Origin of the sequence: Acinetobacter sp. V102_4 (assembly GCF_031799005.1) — a bacterium.
Taxonomy (GTDB): domain Bacteria; phylum Pseudomonadota; class Gammaproteobacteria; order Pseudomonadales; family Moraxellaceae; genus Acinetobacter; species Acinetobacter calcoaceticus.
In genome coordinates this window covers 155,748-177,874 of the sequence record NZ_JAVQNR010000036.1, presented here as the reverse complement: position 1 = coordinate 177,874, position 22,127 = coordinate 155,748, and the positions used below count along the sequence as shown (strand labels likewise).

General features: G+C 40.3%; 16 protein-coding genes. 8 read left to right on the top strand and 8 right to left on the bottom strand.

Annotated features, from left to right (window positions below):
- Positions 1–61 precede the first annotated feature (61 nt).
- On the bottom strand, positions 62–490 hold the full coding sequence (locus RMB13_RS08640) for a hypothetical protein (RefSeq protein WP_311084990.1): 429 nt from the start codon (positions 488–490) through the stop codon (positions 62–64).
- A 1,295-nt stretch (positions 491–1,785) separates the two neighbouring features.
- Here RMB13_RS08640 and RMB13_RS08635 point away from each other — a divergent pair.
- A complete protein-coding gene (locus RMB13_RS08635; RefSeq protein ID WP_005047637.1) occupies positions 1,786–2,079 on the top strand; it encodes a hypothetical protein in 294 nt (97 codons plus the stop codon).
- 1 nt (position 2,080) lies between these two features.
- On the opposite strand, the gene RMB13_RS08630 is transcribed toward RMB13_RS08635, so the two are convergent.
- The gene (locus tag RMB13_RS08630; RefSeq protein ID WP_311084989.1) at positions 2,081–2,986 is read right to left on the bottom strand and encodes a LysR family transcriptional regulator; all 906 of its coding nucleotides are present in this window, start codon (positions 2,984–2,986) and stop codon (positions 2,081–2,083) included.
- A gap of 110 nt (positions 2,987–3,096) precedes the next feature.
- Here RMB13_RS08630 and RMB13_RS08625 point away from each other — a divergent pair, with 110 nt between their 5' ends.
- Positions 3,097–4,335, top strand: a complete 1,239-nt coding sequence (locus RMB13_RS08625; RefSeq protein WP_311084988.1) for an SGNH/GDSL hydrolase family protein — start codon at positions 3,097–3,099, stop codon at positions 4,333–4,335.
- Between the two features lie 49 nt (positions 4,336–4,384).
- On the opposite strand, the gene RMB13_RS08620 is transcribed toward RMB13_RS08625, so the two are convergent.
- The 5 genes from RMB13_RS08620 to RMB13_RS08600 all read right to left on the bottom strand — a co-directional run bounded on the left by RMB13_RS08620 (position 4,385) and on the right by RMB13_RS08600 (position 10,571).
- A complete protein-coding gene (locus tag RMB13_RS08620) occupies positions 4,385–5,740 on the bottom strand; it encodes an MFS transporter (protein WP_311084987.1) in 1,356 nt (451 codons plus the stop codon).
- A gap of 100 nt (positions 5,741–5,840) precedes the next feature.
- Positions 5,841–7,124 (bottom strand): DcaP family trimeric outer membrane transporter, encoded by a 1,284-nt coding sequence (locus RMB13_RS08615; RefSeq protein WP_132071487.1) that lies wholly within the window; start codon positions 7,122–7,124, stop codon positions 5,841–5,843.
- 280 nt (positions 7,125–7,404) lie between these two features.
- A complete protein-coding gene (locus tag RMB13_RS08610; RefSeq protein ID WP_311084986.1) occupies positions 7,405–8,076 on the bottom strand; it encodes a methyltransferase domain-containing protein in 672 nt (223 codons plus the stop codon).
- 72 nt (positions 8,077–8,148) lie between these two features.
- Entirely contained in the window at positions 8,149–9,843 is a 1,695-nt protein-coding gene (locus RMB13_RS08605) for an AMP-binding protein (protein ID WP_311084985.1), read from the bottom strand.
- A 110-nt stretch (positions 9,844–9,953) separates the two neighbouring features.
- Positions 9,954–10,571 (bottom strand): TetR/AcrR family transcriptional regulator, encoded by a 618-nt coding sequence (locus RMB13_RS08600; RefSeq protein WP_003651165.1) that lies wholly within the window; start codon positions 10,569–10,571, stop codon positions 9,954–9,956.
- 144 nt (positions 10,572–10,715) lie between these two features.
- Here RMB13_RS08600 and RMB13_RS08595 point away from each other — a divergent pair, with 144 nt between their 5' ends.
- Genes RMB13_RS08595 through RMB13_RS08575 form a run of 5 tightly spaced genes read left to right on the top strand, consistent with a single transcriptional unit; the run spans position 10,716 to position 17,229 of the window.
- Positions 10,716–11,888: an isovaleryl-CoA dehydrogenase gene (locus RMB13_RS08595; protein ID WP_311084984.1), complete on the top strand. Its 1,173-nt coding sequence runs from the start codon at positions 10,716–10,718 to the stop codon at positions 11,886–11,888.
- A gap of 24 nt (positions 11,889–11,912) precedes the next feature.
- On the top strand, positions 11,913–13,514 hold the full coding sequence (locus tag RMB13_RS08590) for a carboxyl transferase domain-containing protein (protein WP_311084983.1): 1,602 nt from the start codon (positions 11,913–11,915) through the stop codon (positions 13,512–13,514).
- 9 nt (positions 13,515–13,523) lie between these two features.
- Entirely contained in the window at positions 13,524–14,327 is an 804-nt protein-coding gene (locus tag RMB13_RS08585) for an enoyl-CoA hydratase/isomerase family protein (protein WP_311084982.1), read from the top strand.
- An 11-nt stretch (positions 14,328–14,338) separates the two neighbouring features.
- The gene (locus RMB13_RS08580) at positions 14,339–16,330 is read left to right on the top strand and encodes an acetyl/propionyl/methylcrotonyl-CoA carboxylase subunit alpha (protein ID WP_311084981.1); all 1,992 of its coding nucleotides are present in this window, start codon (positions 14,339–14,341) and stop codon (positions 16,328–16,330) included.
- A complete protein-coding gene (locus RMB13_RS08575) occupies positions 16,327–17,229 on the top strand; it encodes a hydroxymethylglutaryl-CoA lyase (RefSeq protein ID WP_311084980.1) in 903 nt (300 codons plus the stop codon). Before RMB13_RS08580 ends, RMB13_RS08575 begins: the two co-directional genes overlap by 4 nt.
- A 251-nt stretch (positions 17,230–17,480) precedes the next feature.
- Here RMB13_RS08575 and RMB13_RS08570 read toward each other — a convergent pair whose 3' ends face one another.
- On the bottom strand, positions 17,481–18,422 hold the full coding sequence (locus RMB13_RS08570) for a LysR family transcriptional regulator (protein ID WP_209830547.1): 942 nt from the start codon (positions 18,420–18,422) through the stop codon (positions 17,481–17,483).
- Positions 18,423–18,628: 206 nt separating this feature from the next.
- Between RMB13_RS08570 and RMB13_RS08565 the strand changes: the two genes are divergently transcribed.
- A complete protein-coding gene (locus tag RMB13_RS08565; protein WP_311084979.1) occupies positions 18,629–22,111 on the top strand; it encodes an indolepyruvate ferredoxin oxidoreductase family protein in 3,483 nt (1,160 codons plus the stop codon).
- Positions 22,112–22,127 lie beyond the last annotated feature (16 nt).

Genomic DNA, 22,127 nt, shown 5'->3' with positions numbered 1-22,127 from the left:
AAAAAATATGAGCTTATTTCCTATTGGCCCTCGGAAATAAGCTCTTTTTATACGCCCCTATTTAACTTTCATTTTTCTTAAAATATTCAATAATTTCTTCTCCGTTATTCACAGGAGTTGCTGAAGAAGGCAAGGTTTCGTCGTAAGCATAGGTAGGTAAAGCAACCTTACCTCGGATTGGTGGTAATTTTTCTTGTCCGCCCGTGGTAATTCGCTCAATAAAACCTGCAAGCCACAATACAAATTCTTGAGTATTTTTACTTTTAGGAATAATACTTAAATCCAATTTAATTTTAGATTCCTGCAAAGGTTTAATCAGTAATTCAGCAAAATCAATATAATTGTATAAAAGCTTCAGATTTGTCCCCTTGATTTCATGTCTGAGTTCAATCATCAAATTATTAAGATCTTCCATAGGCTCATCTGTAAAGCCTTTTTTTTCTTTAACATTTTGATATATTTTCTCAGCTATTCTTAAATACTGGGGCATATCCTTACCTTTATAAAATTGTCATCGCTACAATGAATTTTGGATGAATATAAGTAATTTATTGTGTGTATTTTATTAATTTTTTGAAACTATAACTCACCCTAGAAACAATTCAGTAACAACAAATTTATATAAAGACAATAACCTACTAATTTACTGATTAATTTTATATTTTCATATAATTATCTTTTTTATTATGTTACATATTTTATAGAAAATAACGATAAGAAAACTCACCTAAAAGTGAGCTTTCTTAGAAAAAATACTTATGAATTTTTATCAATTTGGTGAGGAGTAGTTGGATCATTAGCACCATGAGTTCCATCATCTCTTGAATCTCGATCTTGGCAAGCGCTCATACCTATTGCGATTGTAACAACCATGCTAACTGCACAAAAAATTCTTAACATTGAGGTCACCCTTATAAATTTTAAGACGTAGGCTTATGAATAACATTATCTTATGTTGGCCTACCGCTGTGGTTCTCTTAACTTTTGTAGGTTATGCAAGCTTTTGTAAAATCAAAATTAAACAAATGATTAAAAAATACCATTCTTGCAATTGATATTTTAATTAAATTTTGGCATAAGCTAATTATTTAAGATTGCCATACTCATAAAAGTAAAATTGCTCATCCTTTCTGAGTTTATGTCTTATTAAGCCAATGATTGCAAACAATATATAAATAAACAATTAATAAATCTTTGATATATAAACATTAAAACTCAATTGTAGAAATTAGGTTTAATAATTATTCAATTGTTTAAATTCTAAATAACTTGTTATTTTATTAATGAAAATTTAAAAATATTAATATTTGTTTATATAAACCAATCTTTTATTTTTGCAATTGACCCGCTTTAAGGCTCAGCTTATGATGCTCCGGCTGACCTATTTTGTCAGTCGGTTTTAGCAGATCGTCTACCTAAGTGCACTAAAAACAAGTTTTTTGGTGTGGAGCCCCTCGTGCCTTTGACGGAGGAACGGGAGTGGGACACCTTCGGGTGTGCTGGTTTCTTAGGTATCAGTCTGCTAACCCTCTTTCGTTTCACCACCATAATTAATAGCAGTGATTGGGCACAACTTCTTTTATCAAGGAGTCTCTAATGACTATTATTTTATATCATTTTATTTTTATTGTTCAGCTTAAAACACGTTTAAAGAATTCTTCCCATCTTTTTACCTATCCCTACTTTTATCTTTTTAGGGAAAAGATCTCAACATTTAACGCCAGTTAAAGATGAGCGCATCTATAAGCATAACTTAACGATAACAACAACCAACGAAGAGCAATAATGATGTTTTTTTCATATCGTATTGTTTTAGTGTGCACTCTATTAATAATTTCTATAAGTTTATTAGGGTGCAGACCTATCAGTAAAAACGAATTCAATACTCATTGTGTGTGGTCAGGCCATGCGCTCTCACAATGCAATTGTATTTATAACGCTTTAGAAGAACATTATTCGCCACAATTTGTAGAAGATCTAGAAAAAGTAAGCTTACAAAATATTGATGCGAACATGAACTTTGTGGAAACAATGAATGAAACAATTCACCAATGTCAGTTAAGTGCAAGAAAAGACTAAATTAACTGATATTTGCATGTTCCACCAAGAAATCTAGAAAGACTCTTACACGTTTAGGAACATATTTATCATGACCGATCCAGACAGCATGAAATTCTTCAGAAGCATTAACATTCCAGTCTTCAAGAATTTTAGTTAACTGCTTTTGTTCTAGCGCTTTTCGAACTTGAAATTCATTGAGTTGTGCAATGCCTGCATCGGCAAGTGCTAACTGCAAAATCGCTTCCCCATGATTTACTCTTAAAACCTGAGTAGGTACGAGCGTGATTTCTTGATTCTCTTTTTTAAACAGCCATGTCTTATTCTGGCGCTGATAGCTGACGTCTAAAAGCTGATGTTCAGATAGTTCATCTGGATGCTGTGGACAACCACACTGTGTAATATATATAGGTGAACATACATAATGTTTATGAGTACTCCCCAGTGAGCGAGCCACCAAATTTGAGCTTTTTAAAGGTCCTGTCCGAATTGCGACATCAATTCTTTGCTCAACTAAATTAATGACTTCATCACTTAAATGAGCTTCTAATTCAATTTGTGGATAGCGCTGATTAAATAAAGAAATACACGGCAACAAAAAATGGGTCCAATATGAAAGACTGGTATGTATTCTGATTCGGCCTTTAGGTGTGTGATTTGCAGTAACAGATTGTTCCAGTTCATCTAGCTCACTGAGTATTTGAAGACCTTGCTCATAGAACTGACAGCCTTCACTTGTGAGCTGAAACTGGCGTGTTGAACGATTTAGTAACCGGACTCCTAGTCGTTTTTCGAGCCGAGCAATTAATTTACTGACAGCAGACGGCGTCATGTCGCATGCTCTCGCTACTGCTGAAAAACTTCCTAATTCGACCACCCGAATAAAAATTGCCAACTCGCCAGATCGATTAATATCAAAATATGACATAACGAAATCTATTTATGAATCTAATTCACAAATCTTATTCCGCTTAGACCGCTATAACAAGCCACTAATTTGTTTCAAGATAACTCTAATTCGTTTTAAGGATTCATGAGATGAAACTTTATAAATCTACCCTTTTCTCTTTAGTTTTATTGTCGACTGTAGCGCAAGCAGAAGTACAAAAAAACCAATGGATTACCAGTTGGTCAGCCAGCCCACAAAAGGTTTGGAATAAGGATTTTGTTTTCCCAACCCATATTCCCGAACAAATATCCAATCAAACGATCAGACAAGTTAGTCAAATTAGTTTGGGTGGTGAAGCAGTTCGACTCGTTTTCACCAATCAATATGGCGAACAGCCGCTTTACATTGATAAAACCACCGTAGGCTTAGTTACCCCAAAAAGTCTTAAATCAAAGAGTGCTTACCCTGTTTACTTCTCGGGTAAGCTCAAAGCACAAATTTTACCGGGTAAACAATTGATTAGTGACCCAATTCATCTCTCTGTTCCTGATCATGCACAATTAATGGTAAATAGTTTTATTCAAAAACCAACGACATTTAACACTTTTCATTGGGATGCTAAACAAACCAGTTGGCTGATTACAGGTAACCAGACAGCAAATTTAAATACTCCTACCGATGCCAAAACAACCACTGCAAGATTATTACTCTCTGCGATAGAGGTAAAACCAAAACATAAAGCCCATGTTGTTGTAGTTATTGGAGACTCAATTACCGATGGAGCAACGGCGACTTTAGATGCAAACACGAGATGGACCGACTTTTTAGCTAAGCGTTTATCGCCACATCAAGTAGCGGTGATTAATAGCGGAATTTCAGGAAATCGGTTACTTAACGACGGTATGGGCGACAGTGCTTTAGAGCGCTTGAAAAAAGAAGTATTTCAATATTCTGAGGTGAAAACGTTAATTGTTCTGGTGGGTATTAATGATATTTCATGGCCCGGTACTGCTTTTGCTCCTAAACAAGAAATACCGTCTTTTGAAGCATTAACTCAAGGTTATAAACGCGTCGTAGATGAAGCACATAAACAAGGCATTCAAGTGATTGGGGCAACCTTACCTCCATTTTCAGGTGCTTTACCCAATACCCCTTTAGATAACTACTACCAACCGAACAAAGATCAATTACGTAAAAAAATTAATGATTGGATAAGAACCAGTCAAACATTTGATGGAGTTCTTGATCTTGATCAAGGCTTAAAAGATTCAAAACATCCCGAACGATTAAACCCGATTTATGACTCAGGTGATCATTTACATCCCAATGATCGCGGTAATCAACAAATGGCAAATCTGGTTCATTTAAACCAGTTACTGAAAAAATAAAATTTACAGATACAGGTAGGAATTTCCCCCCTACCTGTATCAATATCGATTAACTACCTTCTAATTCAGCGGTAAGTTTCGGTGCAATCGGCTGTTTTTCAACCGCAGGTCGTCGAAGCATCATGACTGCTAAAAAAGCAAGAATTGCAGGAATTGCGATCATCACAAAATTCATTTTATGTGGTAACTGTAGGCCTAATAACATGCCCGTTAAGATTGGTCCCACAATTGCCCCAATTCGGCCAACACCGGAAGCACAGCCAATTCCAGTAGAACGCACACTTAATGGATAATATTGAGCAACGTAGCTATAAAGGAGAATTGAGGTACCAATGGTTGCTGCTCCTGCAACAGTCACCAAACCATATAAAACATAGGCTGGTGAGTTAAAGCCTAAACCGACTAATGCCATAACACCCGCCAGCAGCATTGCCATAATTACAGGTTTTAAATGGAATTTATCAGATAGAATACCACCACCAATTGAACCAATCATTGCACCAACATTTAGAGCAAACAAGAATAAAATACTCTTTCCGAGTGAATACCCTGCTGCCAGCATGAGTTTTGGTAACCAGCTGCTTAAGGCATAAACCATAAGTAAGCACATAAAGAACACTAACCAGAACATGAGTGTATTGAAAGCGCGGCCTTGTTGAAATAACCCCTTTACAGAGCTACCTGTTGGAACATTATCGTCATTAAGCACTAACTGCGTATTGATCGTTAGGTTTTGTTCAGGTGAAATTTTTTGAATAATGCGCTGTGCTTGCTCAGTTTTACCAGTCTTAACTAAAAAGGTTAAAGACTCCGGTAAAAACTTCCATATAACAGGCAACAAAAATAAAGGGATACCTGCAATCAGGAACATAATTTGCCACCCCTGACTTTCAACCAAATAACTGCCAATTAATGCTGAAAGAATCCCCCCAATCGCATATCCACTAAACATGGTACCCACTAAGGTGCTGCGTATACGTTTAGGTGCATATTCTGATGTGAGTGCAACTAAATTTGGCATTACCCCACCAATACCTAATCCCGCTAAGAATCGAAGCACCCCAAACTCAAGTGGACTTGATGCAAAAGCACCTAAAAAAGTAAAACCACTAAAAAGAGCGACACAAATTAAAATCACATTTTTACGGCCTATTTTGTCTGCCAAAGTTCCAAAGAACATTGCCCCAAACATCATTCCGCATAGTGCTGTACTTGCTAACATCCCCGCCTGTACAGCTGTCAATGACCACTCTTGCATCAGCAAAGGTAGCACTACACCATAAATAACCAGATCATACCCATCAAAGATAATAATTAATAAACACCAAAGTAAAATACTCCAGTGATAAGGTCTAAATTTGGCCTGATCAATAATTTCATTTACATTTAATTTAGATGTTGTCATTTACCCACCTCCTCTGTGAGATAAATTCATATTCAATTTTTTAAAACGACATATTGCACCCTAAAGAAAAAACAGATTATTCAAGGTCTTATTGAATTAATTAAAAATCGTAACTCGCCATCATGTTGAAGCGGTTATCCGTCCCGTTACGCCCATCAAAAGTTTCTCGTTCGCCATAAACATATTCGACGCCCAAAGTAATTGGTTTATACGGGTTATAAAGTGCATTTACCCAGCCCTGCCAAAGTTCTTTGTTTTGGGTTGTGCTAGTGCGTTGTAATTCGGCAAAACGATTGTCATCTTTGGCTTTCATATAGCCATAACCCAAGGTTGAACGAATTTGTGGCGTAAACTGATGGGTTATGCCCAATGAAACTGTGTCAAATTCATTGCTATGCATATTGTTTTGATCATCTATTGCATAGCCGCTGTTACTCCATAGTAGGAAACGTCCATCTCCCTTGACATGGTAATAATCGGCTTTGAGTAATGTATCTGGCGTAATCTGATATTTCCCCCCTAGGCCTACACCCCAAGCCACTTCTTCATCATTGTTGGTTCTCTTTTCAGCCACAAAACTACGACCTGATAGCATCGAGCCATTTGTAAATTTATGATTTAAGCGCCCTACCAAAGCTGGTAAACGCATTTTGTTATCAGGGTCTGAGGTCGCTGTATATTTCGGATCTTCAACCGATATTGCAAAGCTTGTATTTGCAGTTAAGTTATCGCTATAGCGAACTAACGGCGATCTTAATAATGCTCCACCTACAAATGTGCCTGCATCAATCGTTTCTGGGTAATATTCTGGTGCAATAAATGTCGACCACGTTTGTCCAATGAGCCATTTATCAAAAGTTAAATAAGCATGGCGTATACGGAACTGATCACGAGTGGCTGCCCCAAAGAAGTCCATTTCTAACTTTCCACCCACATCACCCACGGCTGTTGGGGTTTTAAAATTCAACCCGAAACGTGTCACATTAACGGTACTGTGTAATTGGTCTTTTTGTGCGCCCTCTTCAGGAGTATTTTCGAGTGGAACTCCACTAATGTTGTTATACATAGCCGATGCGCCCTTCATTTGATAAGAAGCATCTGCTCGTATATATCCATAGAGGTTAAATTCTGCACCAGACTTAGTTAACCCTTGCTGTATTGGCTGTGCAGCTTGAGGAGTTGCAGAAGTTGCTAGTTCCACTCGTCCTTGCGATAAAGATTTTTGAGCTTGTATATTTGCTTGTAGCATAGCTCGTAGTTCTTTTACTTCTTGTCGAAGTTGTTCTATTTCAGGATCTGTTTTGCCTGCAAAAGCAGAAGACACAAACAGGGTCACAGAAACCGCCAATAGGCTTTTTTGAACCGTTGTATTTAAAGCATTTATCATAAAACTTTCCTTTTTTGATCTTTAAATAGACTTAAAGATCTCGACATCCTTTTTGTTATGCACCTATCTAAAACAGGCCCTTAAAAAACTGACTTTCTTTCTCAAGAAAGACCTTCCATCATATTTTTTAGACAAAACCTCCCTAAAGCGGCATTAGGGCCACTTTTTAATTTGTTTTAAGTAAAGCTAAATCTTTTAATTTTTTTCAGTTTTCATATTCTCTTCCTCATTGAGAATATTTAGGTGTTAAGACAACATTCCTATGTCTCTACTGGCATTATTTTTTTGCAATAAAACCCTGATAAGTCAGAACCTGTGCATAGGACTGCACGCTTTCAAAGCCAGTCTTTTGCAAAAGTTTTATATAACCTTCTGTGGTTAGGCTAAAAAAGTCTTGAGCCATACGCTCTAACATTTTCTGGCATTGCTCCTCAGTTAAGCCTTGTGACAAGCATAAATAACGTAAAGCTTGAAGCTGCTGAGGGTTTATACACGTCATTAAATCGTAGGTGAGCAAGACAGCATTTTCTTTTAAGCGATTATAAATATCTTTAAAGAACGCAGGTTTTATATCATCAGCAATAAAATGCGCCACAAGAATAGACAGTGCAGCATCAAAGCAATTTTCCAGAGGCAAAGCCGAAGTTTCACCATGAATAAAGGTCACTTGTGAAGATTTACCTAAAAGTTCAACCTGTTCTTGGGCTTTTTGAAGCATCGTTAAAGATGGATCAACGGCTGTAAATTTCCAGTTCGGATGTCTTTTAAGTAAATATTCGAGTTCATACCCCGTACCACAGCCCACAATTAAGATATGAGCATTAGGTTTCAACACTGATTGCAAAATGGCATCCACCTGTTGATGGATCACTTCATAACCCGGAATTAATTTACGGATATGTTCATCATAACCATCGACTACTTTAGGGCTATTAAAGTCTTTTGCCATTTTGTTGTATCCTCTATTTGAACTGCCTTTCAATTTATAGTTTGCTGCACTTTGACTGGGCTTTTGGCTTCTTTAGTCAAAGACATTTCCTGTCAAATTAAGCTCAGCACGCATAATTTCTTGTAACTTAAACTTTTGGGCTTTGCCTGAAGCAGTCATTGGAAATTCATTAAAGAATCGAACATAGCGCGGCACTTTATTATGGGAAATATGCTCTTTGCAGAATTGGCGAATACTGTTTTCATCAATTTGGTGGTGTTCATGCAAAATAATACAAGCACAAAGTTCTTCGCCATATCTCGCATCTGGCAGGCCTATCACCTGTACATCGCTCACATCGGGATGGGTATATAAAAAGTCTTCAATTTCTTTTGGAAAGAGATTTTCCCCACCACGAATCACGACGTCTTTAATACGACCTTTAATTTTAATAAAGCCGTCTTGGTCCATTTCTGCAATATCACCCGTATGCATCCAGCCAGCCGCATCAATCACTTCACGGGTCTTTTCTTCTTCGCCCCAATAACCAGCCATGACTGAATAACCACGAACACATAGCTCGCCTAAAGTCCCTTGCGGAACAATCTGACCTTCTAAATCGACAATTTTAATTTCAACATGAGGATGAACATGGCCAACTGTACTTACTCGTTTATCGATTGAATCATTTACCGAGCTTTGTACACTTACTGGCGAAGTTTCAGTCATGCCATAACAAATCGTGATTTCAGACATATGCATACGGTCTATGACCCGCTGCATAATTTCACGTGGACAAGGACTACCCGCCATGATGCCCGTTCTTAAGCTCGACAGATCAAACTCATTAAACTGTTCATGTTCTAGAGTTGCAATAAACATGGTTGGCACGCCATAAGCTGCCGTGCAACGTTCTTGATGAATGGCTTTTAACGTTTCTAAAGGATTAAATACGGCCGATGGATAGACCATGGTTGACCCATGCGTAACACACGCTAAATTCCCCATGACCATGCCAAAACAATGAAACAACGGCACAGAAATACAGACTTTATCTTGAGGCGTTAAACGAATACCTTCGCCAACAAAGTAACCATTATTTAAAATATTATGGTGGGTCAACATGGTCCCTTTAGGATTACCCGTTGTACCAGAAGTAAATTGGATATTAATGGTTTCATCAAACTGATGTTGCTTCGTCAACTGTTTTAGTTGTTCAAGCTGCTCGGAGTTTGGTGTTGTAACTAAATCACTAAAACGGTGAATACCGATATGTTGCTGGTCATCAATTTTAATGACAAATTTTAAATGTGGCAGTCGTTCTAAACAGAGTACTTTATCAGGACTGTTTGTTAACTCAGGGGCAATTTTTGTGAGTAATTCTTGGTAATCGGTGGTTTTGAATTGAGAAGCAATAATCAATCCTTTGCATGAGACTTTATTCAACACATATTCAAGTTCATGGCTTTTATAAGCTGTATTTAGATTGACTAAAATAATGCCTGCTTTAAAAGCTGCAAATTGGGTAACTGTCCATTCCACACAGTTTGGTGACCAAATCGCTAACCGGTCGCCTTTTTTTAAACCCAATTTCAACAAGCTACAAGCAAAAGCATTTACTTCATCCTGTAAAGCTTTATAGGTTAACCGTCTGTTTTGATGAAAACTGACAATTGCTTCCTTTTCTGCATATTGCCGACAGGCCTGATCAAATTGTTCACCAATGGTCATACCCAGTAAGGGTTGCGTGCTTGGTCCCGAGGCGTAGCTTAACCGTTCATGTTGCATTGAATCATTCTCCTTGATTCTTTGTAATTCTCTTCGTACCTGATCTAATTGTTGTTACTGCAACTACTTTTCCAAACCGCCTACTTTGTAATGTTTATCCTTTATATGCCCTATTTCTTCTGCACAGCATCCACACAAAAGTCAGCAATCTGTTTTGAAAAATAGTCTCTGTGTGCTTGATCAAACTTTGTATTTTGAGCTGGATCTAGGGGTTCAACGACCACATAGGTCATGGCACCAACAACACAGAGCGCTGCTGTATTTAAATCATCCAAGACAAACTCACCACTTGCATTTCCATCCGCAAGTATTTTTTTCATACTTTGTTTAATCAATTGCTTCACACGAAAACGCTCATGTTCAACCGTTGAATCGACGGGTTCAAACATGAGTGAATATGCAAGCTGAGGACTATTCAGTGCCCGTTTTACAAAGGTTGCCACAGCCTTATGTAATTTCTGCTTTGCCGATAAATCACTTTCGGTAATCGAATCAATCACCAATAGTTCTGTGTTAATGGCCTCAGACAAAACCTCAATGAGCACTTGGCTTTTATTATCGAAGTAGCGATAAACCAGACCACTTGATACACCCGCTTGCTCTGCAATTGTTTGTATTTGCGCGTCTTTAAATCCTCCCTCTGAAATTAACTTTCTGGCTGAACTCAAAATCGACTTACGATTTTGCTCCATCCGCTCTTGCATTAAAGATGATCGTTTATAGCTCATAATTTATTCTCTAACAAATAAAATGAATTGTAAATCATTTTATGAATCTGTATTCACTTTTTTAAAAAATCATTGTATGGTACATCTCAAACACCCACAAAATATTTTATGGACAACAAATATAACCAATAGGATGAAAATATCATGAACCTCCGCAGCTTGAATTTCGGTCTAGATGAAACTTTAATTGCGCTTCAAGATTCAGTAGCCGCATTTTGTGCAAAGGAAATTGCACCAATTGCCCAACAAGTTGATCAAGACAACAAATTCCCTGCACACCTCTGGAAAAAATTCGGAGATATGGGCCTTTTAGGCATGACCGTTTCTGAAGAATATGGCGGTGCCAATATGGGTTATTTAGCTCATATTATTGCCATGCAAGAAATTTCTCGTGCTTCGGCAGCCATTGGCCTCTCTTACGGTGCTCATTCTAATTTATGTGTAAACCAAATTAACCGAAACGGTAACGAGCAGCAAAAGCAGAAATATTTACCCAAACTGATTTCTGGCGAATATGTAGGTGCCCTTGCGATGTCTGAACCAAATGCTGGTTCTGATGTGGTTAGCATGAAATTACGTGCTGAGCAAAAAGGTGATCATTTCGTTTTAAATGGTTCAAAAATGTGGATCACCAACGGCGGTGATGCAGATGTACTTGTGGTTTATGCAAAAACTGACCCTAAAGCTGGTGCGAAAGGCATGACTGCTTTTTTAGTTGAAAAAGGCATGAAAGGCTTCAGTCACGGCAACCATTTAGACAAACTCGGTATGCGTGGCTCTAACACTTACCCACTGTTTTTTGACAATGTGGAAGTGCCTGCTGAAAACGTACTTGGTGGCGTGGGTAATGGTACAAAAGTACTCATGAGTGGTTTGGACTATGAACGTGCAGTTTTAAGTGCCGGACCTTTAGGAATTATGGATGCTTGTTTAGATGTGGTGATTCCTTATTTACATCAACGCGAACAGTTTGGTCAGGCTTTAGGTGAATTCCAGCTCATGCAGGGCAAACTCGCCGATATGTATTCAACTTGGTTGGCATGTAAAGCCCTCGTTTATGCTGTTGGTGCTGCTTGTGACAAAGGCGACCATGACCGCAGCCTACGTAAAGATGCTGCAAGTGCCATTTTATATTCTGCTGAAAAAGCCACATGGATGGCAGGCGAAGCAATCCAGAGTTTAGGCGGCAACGGTTACATCAATGAATTCCCTGCTGGTCGTTTATGGCGTGATGCAAAACTTTATGAAATTGGTGCCGGAACTTCTGAAATTCGCCGTATGCTCATTGGCCGCGAACTCTTCAATGAAACCAAATAATAATTATAAATAAGGACGCATCTTATGAACCAATTACAAAGCAAGATTAATGTTCGAAGTGAAGACTTCAAAACAAACCAGCAAGCCATGCAAACATTGGTCACAGATCTCAAACAAGTGGCCCAACGTATTGCTTTAGGCGGTGGAGAAAATGCCCGTCAAAAACATTTGGCTAGAGGGAAACTTTTACCTCGCGAACGTATTGATCAACTGATTGATGTCGGAACCGCATTTTTAGAAATTGGTCAATTGGCAGCGTACAACGTTTATGAAGATGATGTTCCTGCCGCAGGTGTGATTGCTGGTATTGGTCAAGTGAACGGCATAACTTGCATGATCGTTGCCAACGATGCAACGGTTAAAGGTGGAACGTATTATCCCCTTACGGTTAAAAAACATTTACGTGCCCAAGAAATTGCCGAACAAAATCACTTGCCTTGTATTTATTTGGTGGACTCAGGCGGTGCTTATTTACCAATGCAAGATGAGGTTTTCCCTGACCGTGATCACTTCGGGCGCATTTTCTATAATCAGGCACGCATGTCGAGCCTAGGGATTGCCCAAATTGCTGTGGTGATGGGAAGCTGTACCGCTGGTGGTGCTTATGTACCAGCCATGTCTGATGAAACCATTATTGTCCGTAATCAAGGTACGATTTTCTTAGGTGGTCCTCCTCTGGTAAAAGCTGCAACTGGCGAAGTGGTGAGCAGTGAAGACTTAGGTGGTGGCGATGTACACACACGCCTTTCAGGTGTGGCTGACCATTTAGCAGAAAATGATGAACATGCAATTGCGATTGCACGGAACATTATTGCCAACTTAAATAAAAAGCCAAATGATTTCAATAAACAAGTTGATGAACCATTGTTTGATGCATCTGAACTCTACGGCGTGGTGCCAAGTGATGCACGTAAGCCTTTTGACATCCGCGAAGTGATTGCGCGCATTGTAGATGGTTCTCGTTTTGATGAGTTTAAAGCACGTTTTGGCTCAACCCTCATTACTGGTTTTGCTTCGCTTTATGGTATGCCAGTCGGCATTATTGCCAATAATGGGATTTTATTTTCAGAGTCTGCACAAAAAGGTGCGCACTTTATTGAGTTATGCACACAGCGCAATATTCCATTGTTATTCCTACAAAACATTACTGGTTTTATGGTGGGCCGTCAGTACGAAAATGAAGGGATTGCAAAAAATGGCGCTAAACTGGTCATGGCAGTTGCAACCGCCAATGTACCCAAACTCACCCTGATTATTGGCGGTTCGTTTGGTGCGGGTAACTACGGCATGTGCGGACGCGCTTATTCACCACGCTTTTTATGGACATGGCCGAACTCACGTATTTCAGTGATGGGCGGCGAACAAGCAGCCAGCGTACTTTCAACCTTAAAACGCGATCAAATTGAGCAAAAAGGTGCCGAGTGGTCAGCTCAACAAGAAGATGAGTTTAAACAACCCATTCGTGAACAATACGAACGCCAAGGCCATCCATATTATGCTTCTGCCCGCCTTTGGGATGACGGTGTAATTGACCCAGCTCAAACCCGTCAAGTACTGGGTTTAAGCCTTGCTGCTGCTATGAATGCCCCTATCCAGCCAACCAAATTTGGCGTGTTCCGCATGTAAGAGGTGTATATGAGCTATCAATTTTTACAACTCGAACAACAAGGTCAAGTTGCCTATGTTTGGCTGAATCGCCCTGAACTACACAATGCCTTCAATACCACAGTCATTGAAGAGTTGCATAATTGCTTTAAGCAAATTAATACACGTGATGATATTCGTGTTGTGGTTTTAGCCGGTCGTGGAAAAAGCTTTTCAGCAGGTGCTGACCTGAATTGGATGAAACAAGCAGGTCAGGCATCTTCAGCAGAAAATGAAGCAGATGCTCTAAAACTCGCGCAAATGTTAGATGCACTTGCAACATTGAGACAACCCACTATTGCCCGCGTTCATGGCATTGCCTTTGGTGGCGGTATGGGCTTGGCGTCGGCTTGTGATATTTGTATTGCCAGTACTGACGCCAAGTTTGCAACCTCTGAAGTGCGTTTAGGTCTTGCGCCCTCTACCATTAGTCCCTATGTGATTCGTGCGATTGGTGCAAGACAAGCATCTCGTTACTTCTTAACGGCTGAACGTATTTCAGCACGTGACGCCAAACAAATTGGCTTGGCACATGAAGTCGCAGATGCGGAAGACTTAGATCGAAAAGTTCAAGAAATTATTGATGCTCTATTACTTGGCGGCCCCCACGCTCAGGCTGCATCAAAACAACTCATTCAAATGGTGAGTAACCAGACCATGAGCAATGACTTGCTGCAACAGACAGCACATCATATTGCTCAAGTCCGTCAAGGTAGCGAGGCAAAAGAAGGTCTGAGTGCCTTTTTAAATAAACAACAGCCTGCTTGGGTTTCTAACTCGCATAACAACAATTAAGGACGATCATCATGTTTGAAAAGATTTTAATTGCGAACCGTGGTGAAATTGCCTGCCGCGTAATTCATACTGCCAAAAAATTAGGTATCGCAACAGTTGCTGTTTACTCTGATGCAGACGCAAATGCACAACATGTCAAACTTGCAGATGAAGCGATTTATATTGGTCAGTCGCCTGCGACTCAAAGTTATTTACAAGCTGACCGCATTATTCAAGCTGCCATTGATACAGGTAGCCAAGCAATCCATCCGGGCTACGGCTTTTTATCAGAAAATGACCAGTTTGCTCTTGCTTGCCAACAACACAATATTTGCTTTATTGGACCGCCAGTCGATGCCATTTTAGCTATGGGTTTAAAAGCCACGTCTAAAGCTTTAATGGAAAAGGCAGGTGTTCCTTTAACACCGGGTTATCATGGAACCAACCAAGATGCCGACTTTTTAAAACAACAGGCAGACAAAATTGGCTATCCAGTTTTAATCAAAGCCAGTGCTGGCGGTGGCGGTAAAGGCATGAGCTTGGTTGAGCGCAGTGAAGATTTTCTGCATGCATTAGCTTCTTGTAAGCGCGAAGCTAAATCGAGCTTTGGTAATGATGATGTTTTAATTGAGCGTTATGTGATTCAACCACGTCACATCGAAGTACAAGTGTTTGGCGATACACACGGCAACTATGTGCACTTGTTTGAACGCGACTGTTCCGTACAACGTCGCCACCAAAAAGTATTAGAAGAAGCTCCAGCTCCACAAATGCCAAGCGAGAAGCTTGATGCGATGCGTCAGGCTGCTATTGATGCTGCACGTGCAGTAGACTATGTCGGTGCTGGTACGGTTGAGTTTATTGTGGAACAAGACGGTACGGCGTATTTCATGGAAATGAATACCCGCCTACAAGTCGAACACCCTGTCACCGAAATGATTACAGGTGAAGACTTAGTCGAATGGCAACTTCGTGTGGCTTATGGCGAACCTTTACCTAAACTACAAAACGAATTAAAAATTCACGGACATGCGCTCGAAGCACGGATTTACGCTGAAGAACCAGAAAAAGGTTTTTTACCTGCCATTGGTAAAATCGACTATTTGCACTACCCAACTCAAAACCAATATGTGCGTGTAGACAGCGGTATCGTTGAAGGTGATGAAATCACGACATATTACGACCCAATGATTGCTAAACTCATCGTATGGGGTAAAAACCGTGAAGCTGCACTCATTCAAATGCAGCATGCTTTGAGCCAATTCCATGTGGATGGCTTAGGCAACAACATTGCTTTTCTTGAAAAAATTGTACGCAGTGAGTCTTTTAAACAAGCCAAGCTTGATACCAACCTGATTCAACGTGAACAAAACTTCTTGTTTAGCCCTGAAAATATCAAACCAGAACTTGTAGTGGCAGCAGCATTTATTGAGTTTTTAAGTAAACTTAATAACAACAGCTCAAGCCAAAAACAGCTTTGGCAAGCTCAACCACTTTGGCGCTTAAATATTGCCTATCAGCACAGCATTAAACTGAATTATTTAAACCAAAATATTCAAATCAAATTTGCCTCACATGAGGATGGCTTCACCGCAGAATATAACGGACAAAGCTACCCGATTTCAGGTCAATTAATTGATGCGCATACTGCCTCTGTTCAAATTGCTGGTACTCAGCAAAAGCTATCTTTTAATCAAAGTCAGCAAGGCATTACCTTATTCCAAAATGGGCAAAGCTATAAGTTTGCTTATATTCGTCAAGATTTTAATCAAGCAGATAGTCAAGCCGATGAAGGTCACCTGAAAGCCCCAATGCCGGGTGTAGTCACACAAGTGCTGGTGAGTGCAAATCATAGCGTGAAAAAAGACGATATTTTAATGACGCTTGAAGCAATGAAAATGGAATACACCATCCGTGCCCCTAAAGACGGCGTGATTGTAGACTCCTATTTCCAAGTGGGCGATCAAGTCAAAGCTGGCGATGAGCTTGTGGAATTTCAACCTGCACAGGAGGAAGTTGCATGAGTGAGTTTGTCAAAATTGTGGAGGTCGGTCCCAGAGACGGCCTCCAAAATGAAAAGCAGGCTTTAACGGTTGAACAACGCTTAAACTTTATTAATGACTTGATAAATGCGGGCCTAAAATCAATTGAAGTGGGTTCATGCGTTTCGGCAAAATGGGTGCCGCAAATGGCTCAAAGTGACGAGCTATTTAAGCTGTTACCCCAGACCACAGATGTGCAATTTAGTCTACTCACCCCAAATATTAAAGGTTTTGAAACTGCTCAAGTCGTAGGATGCAAAGAAGTTGCGGTTTTTACCGCAGCTTCTGAAAGCTTTACCCGTAAAAATATTAACTGCTCTATCGATGAAAGTTTTGAAAAATTTAGCGATGTCATGACCGCAGCGAAAGCACAGAACATACGTGTGCGTGGTTACGTCTCTTGTATTGTCGATTGCCCTTATGAAGGCGCGATTGCACCTGAGCAAGTGGTGAAAGTCGTTAAGCGGCTCTATGACATGGGCTGCTATGAAGTGTCTTTAGGTGAAACCATTGGCACAGCAACACCAGATCGAGTTCAAAAGGTTTGGCAAGCATGCCTCGCTGAACTAGACAGCAAGGTTTTGGCAGGACATTTCCACAATACCTATGGCATGGCGATTGCCAATATTTATCAGTCTTTACAGCAAGGTATTCGTGTTTTTGATTCGTCCCTTGCAGGACTTGGCGGTTGCCCTTATGCCAAAGGTGCTTCTGGCAATGTATCGACCGAAGATTTGTTTTATTTGCTGTCGCACATGGGGTTTGAAACTGGCATAGACTTAGAAAAGTTAATGCAAGCCAGCCAAAATATTAGCAATGTATTAAACCGAAAAAGCTTGTCGAATTATGCAAATGCCTATTGGCAGACAAAGTGTGCTTAGCAATAAATTAAAATAACTCAACTTCTGGTATAAGGCTGAATAGATTAGGCTAAGTACCAGATCATCGCGTCTAGTCTTTATCTCATTCTGATCAGAAATTGGGACTAAATCCCTCACGCAATTTATTTAAAATCTATCATTCATCTCTGTATTAAATGCCCCTCTCAACAGAAGCATTCTCTACCCTATTTTTATTCTAATCCGTATTATTGTTCATCCTTTTCTAGTTTAGTCCTTAAAAATTTATCTCATTATTTATAAAAATAAGATGCATCCATTTCAATTCTTGGTGAAATATATTCTTCCACCCAATCCAACCATGCACGCGTTTTGGCATCAATAAAATGGCGTGAAGGCAGTAAGGTATAAACTCCAATATCGGGCGAACGCCATTCGGGCAAGATATGGCATAATCTTCCATTCTGAACCGCGTCTAAAGCCGAAAACATTGGTAATAACGCCACGCCCATGTCCTGCTGTACAACATCTAATAATAACTCAGGATTATCTGCAATGAGTTGCCCACCAATATCAATTTGGTAAGACTCACCATTTGCATTTAACAAGTGCCAATCTGGGGTAATAGACGGGTTTACTAAGCGTAAACAGGCATGGTTTTTTAAGTCTTCTGGTGACTTAGGAACACCATGTTTTTCTAGGTACGCAGGTGAAGCACATAAAACAGAAAAAATAGTGCCAATTCTGCGAGCAACAAAGCGGGAGTCTGTTAAAGACTCAGTGAGATAGAGACTCACATCTACCCCTTTCGCCAACAGGTCCGGAACGTACTGCGATGTCGTATATTCCACCGTTAACTCGGGGTAATTTTTGCAAAACTCGGCCATGACTGGAAAAACATAGTGATGCCCAAAGCTTCCCATGCTTAATACACGTAAACGCCCTTTCGGTTTAGATGCCGTTCCTGTTACTTCTGATTCTGCTTCATCCACTATTGAAATGACTTGGCGACAGCGCTCTGCATAAGTCGCACCAATATCGGTCAGAGCCTGCTGGCGCGTTGAGCGTTGTATTAATTTTGTACCTAAGCGTGTTTCTAGCTCGCTGATAAGACGTGAAACCTGTGCTGTGGTCAGATCCATCTGCTCAGCTGCTGCTGTGAAACTCCCGCTATCAATCACTTTCAGGAATGCATGCATTGCATGCAATAGTCCACCATCGAGATTTTTGCGCATAACGTAAATATGTTTTCCTAAATTACGGATTGTTGCACCAGTTTAGATCAACCACAATGACTAAATGTACATACATTGGCACTAATTCTTTTTTAAGAAGAGGAACCGATCTTTTTTTTATTTCGTATGTCACTTGCTCCAAATATTCAACTGGATGTTGAAAAAAGAAAGTAGTCCGAGCTACTAAAAATTCTAAGGAGATATAAATGAACATAGCTACAAAAGTCACTCCAAATATTATTGCAACAAAGGATGTGTCACTTGAAGATAAATATATAAGTGATAACGGTACAGCATATATGACCGGCATTCAGGCACTTGTTCGATTGCCTCTTGCTCAGACTCGCCGTGACGCGATTAATGGTTATCATACTGCTGGTTTTATTTCTGGTTATCGCGGTTCTCCTGTTGGTAACTATGATAGTTTCCTTTGGCAAGTTCAAGGATTACTTAAATCCCATAATGTTGTATTTCAACCTGGTGTAAACGAAGACTTGGCTGCTACCGCAATTTGGGGTACGCAACAAGTTAATCTTTCAGGCCAAGGCAAATATGATGGAGTGTCTTCATGGTGGTATGGTAAAGGCCCGGGTGTTGACCGTTCAGGCGATGTACTCCGCCATGCGAACTTAGCTGGTACCTCTGAACGTGGTGGTGTCGTTGCTTTATTTGGTGATGACCACTCTTGTAAATCTTCTACAATCCCTCACCAGTCTGAACATGTCATGATTGGTTGTGGTATTCCAATTTTCTACCCAACATCCGTTCAACAAATTTTAGACTTTGGTGTACACGCCATTGCCGTTTCACGTTTTTCTGGCCTTTGGTCTTCAATGAAGCTGGTCAGTGAAATTGTAGAAACCTCTGCTTCAGTTCATGTTGATCTAGACCGAGTTAATCCCGTTATACCAGAAGATGTTAATTTCCCAGAGGGTGGCGTTAATATTCGTTGGCCAGATCATGGCATTCAGCAAGAAGAACGTCTTTATAAATATCGCTTACCTGCTGTTTTGGCTTATGCCCGCGCGAATAAAATCAACACCGTAACATGGCCTTGTGAAAATGCCCGTATTGGTATTGCTGCGAGTGGTAAAGGTTATTTAGATACGATTGAAGCCTTACGTATTTTAGGTATTGAAGACGAAACTGCCCAACAGCTTGGGCTACGTGTTTATCAGGTTGGGATGATTTGGCCTTTAGAACCTCAAGGTGTTCGTGAGTTTGCCGAAGGCTTGCAAGAACTGATTGTTATTGAAGAAAAACGTCCAATTATTGAAACACAAATTAAAGATGAGCTGTACTCACTGCCTGATGGCAAACGTCCTCGTGTCATTGGTAAAGCAACTGATAGCAAAGGTGAATGGAGTACCTCTATTGAAGAAGCACCGCTCATTGGTCACTATGAGTACCAGCCTGAACCTATTGCAAAAATGCTGGCTACTCGCTTCTTAAAACTAGATATTCCAGAAAGCTTAAAAGTACAAATCCAAAGCAGAATCGACTTACTGCTAAAAGCAGAGCAAGAATCAAAACGTGTTATTGATCTTGCTGAGCGTAAACCCTATTTCTGTAGTGGTTGCCCACATAACTCATCAACGGTAGTCCCTGAAGGTAGCCGTGCGTTAGGCGGTATTGGTTGTCACTATATTGCTGTTTCACTTGACCGTGGTACCGAAACATTCTCGCAAATGGGCGGTGAAGGTGTAAGTTGGGTCGGTGCATCACCATTTACCAATGAAAAACACATTTTTGCCAACCTTGGTGACGGAACTTACTTCCACTCAGGTTACTTAGCAATCCGTCAGTCCATCGCTGCAAAAACTAATATTACCTACAAAATCCTCTACAACGATGCGGTCGCTATGACAGGTGGTCAGCATGTAGATGGACATTTGAGCGTTGCGCAATTAACTCGTCAGCTTGCTGCTGAAGGTATTAAAAAACAAGTCATTGTGACTGATGAAGTTAAACTATTAAACGAAGAAGACGGCATTGCACCGGGTGTAGAAATTCGCCATCGTAATGAACTTGACGCGGTTCAACGTGAATTGCGTGAAGTTTCAGGTGTGACCGCTTTAATTTATGTACAAACCTGCGCCAGTGAAAAACGCCGTCGCCGTAAACGTGATGCCTATCCTGACCCAGCTGAGCGTTTATACATTAACAGTGATATTTGCGAAGGCTGTGGCGACTGTTCGAAAAAATCAAACTGTTTATCTATCGAACCAGTAGAAACAGCATTAGGTACTAAACGTCAAATTAACCAAAGTAGCTGTAATAAAGACTTCACTTGTGCTGAAGGTTTCTGCCCAAGTTTTGTGACTGTTCATACACGTGATATGAAACGTCCAGCTAAATTTGAAGGAATTGGCGCAGGCTGGCCAACATCACCAATCATTCCTCAGTTATATGATGTTCCAAGTCGTATTATGGTCGGTGGTATTGGCGGTACAGGTGTTGTGACTATTGGTGCACTCCTTGGTATGGCAGCTCACCTAGAAGGCAAAGCGACACGTGTTATGGACATGGCTGGACTTGCACAAAAAGGCGGTACGGTTTATTCATACGTACAACTTGCAGCAAGTGATGAGCAAATTTCTTCTACAAAAATTCCAGCAGGACAATGTGAGTTACTGATTGGTGCAGATGCTGTAGTGGCTGGTGGTAGTGCCGCACTTTCTCGCTTAAGAGATGATGCTTTAGTCATTGTCAATGAAGACAGTACCCCTACTTCTGAGTTTATTAAATCTCGTGACTGGTATGCACCTATTACTGATTTAATTGATCGTCTTCGTGGTCGTGTTCGTCAAGGTCAATTGGTTTCATTACCAGCAGCTCGCATTGCAACACAACTATTGGGCGATGCAATCTATACCAATCAGTTATTACTCGGTATGGCATGGCAATCTGGTCGCATTCCGTTATTACGTGAAAGCATTGAAAAAGCAATTCGCTTAAATGGTACGGCTGTTGAAAAGAACATTGAAGCTTTCCGCGTAGGTTGTCATCTTGCAAGTGACCCAACTTTAGCTGCACGTTTACTCGCAGCAATGCCAAAAACTAAAACGCCGCAAACGTTGGCTGAACTTGTTGAAGACCGCTCTACTCGTCTTACAGACTATTGGAATGACGCTTATGCAACTAAATACCGTACTCTGGTAGAACTGGCTGCTAAAAAGTTACCAGAAGAATTAACTGGTACAATTGCAACCCAGCTTTATAGAGTCATGGCGTACAAAGATGAATATGAAGTTGCACGTCTGTTAACAGGCAAAAGCTTCAAAGAATCGATTGAAACACAGTTTGGTAAAGGCTTACGTTTAACTTACCATCTTGCTCCACCAGCATTACTCGGTGGTCTGCAAAATGTTCGTAAACGTGCGTTTGGTTACTGGATGCGCTTCCCAATGATGATGCTTGCTCGCTTACAATGGCTGCGTGAAACTTTCCTTGACCCATTTGCGCGCCAAGAAGAACGTCAACACGAACAAGCATGGCGTGACCGTTACATCGCATTTGTTGAAGCACTGGTTGAAGCTCCAGAAAATCATAACTTGGCTGTTGCTGAACAAATTGCAAAATTACCAGCAGAAGTTCGTGGTTATGGACATATCAAAATGAAAGCAATGGACGCTGCAAAAGCACGTTGGGATGAACTTACACCAACACTGATTAAAGTTCGTAGCTAAGAAATTGCTTAAACTT

Coding starts and splice junctions, on each gene's coding strand:
- RMB13_RS08640 (WP_311084990.1), bottom strand. CDS start 490: ATGCCCCAGTATTTAAGAATAGCTGAGAAAATATATCAAAATGTTAAA.
- RMB13_RS08635 (WP_005047637.1), top strand. CDS start 1,786: ATGATGTTTTTTTCATATCGTATTGTTTTAGTGTGCACTCTATTAATA.
- RMB13_RS08630 (WP_311084989.1), bottom strand. CDS start 2,986: ATGTCATATTTTGATATTAATCGATCTGGCGAGTTGGCAATTTTTATT.
- RMB13_RS08625 (WP_311084988.1), top strand. CDS start 3,097: ATGAAACTTTATAAATCTACCCTTTTCTCTTTAGTTTTATTGTCGACT.
- RMB13_RS08620 (WP_311084987.1), bottom strand. CDS start 5,740: ATGACAACATCTAAATTAAATGTAAATGAAATTATTGATCAGGCCAAA.
- RMB13_RS08610 (WP_311084986.1), bottom strand. CDS start 8,076: ATGGCAAAAGACTTTAATAGCCCTAAAGTAGTCGATGGTTATGATGAA.
- RMB13_RS08605 (WP_311084985.1), bottom strand. CDS start 9,843: ATGCAACATGAACGGTTAAGCTACGCCTCGGGACCAAGCACGCAACCC.
- RMB13_RS08600 (WP_003651165.1), bottom strand. CDS start 10,571: ATGAGCTATAAACGATCATCTTTAATGCAAGAGCGGATGGAGCAAAAT.
- RMB13_RS08595 (WP_311084984.1), top strand. CDS start 10,716: ATGAACCTCCGCAGCTTGAATTTCGGTCTAGATGAAACTTTAATTGCG.
- RMB13_RS08590 (WP_311084983.1), top strand. CDS start 11,913: ATGAACCAATTACAAAGCAAGATTAATGTTCGAAGTGAAGACTTCAAA.
- RMB13_RS08585 (WP_311084982.1), top strand. CDS start 13,524: ATGAGCTATCAATTTTTACAACTCGAACAACAAGGTCAAGTTGCCTAT.
- RMB13_RS08580 (WP_311084981.1), top strand. CDS start 14,339: ATGTTTGAAAAGATTTTAATTGCGAACCGTGGTGAAATTGCCTGCCGC.
- RMB13_RS08575 (WP_311084980.1), top strand. CDS start 16,327: ATGAGTGAGTTTGTCAAAATTGTGGAGGTCGGTCCCAGAGACGGCCTC.
- RMB13_RS08570 (WP_209830547.1), bottom strand. CDS start 18,422: ATGCGCAAAAATCTCGATGGTGGACTATTGCATGCAATGCATGCATTC.
- RMB13_RS08565 (WP_311084979.1), top strand. CDS start 18,629: ATGAACATAGCTACAAAAGTCACTCCAAATATTATTGCAACAAAGGAT.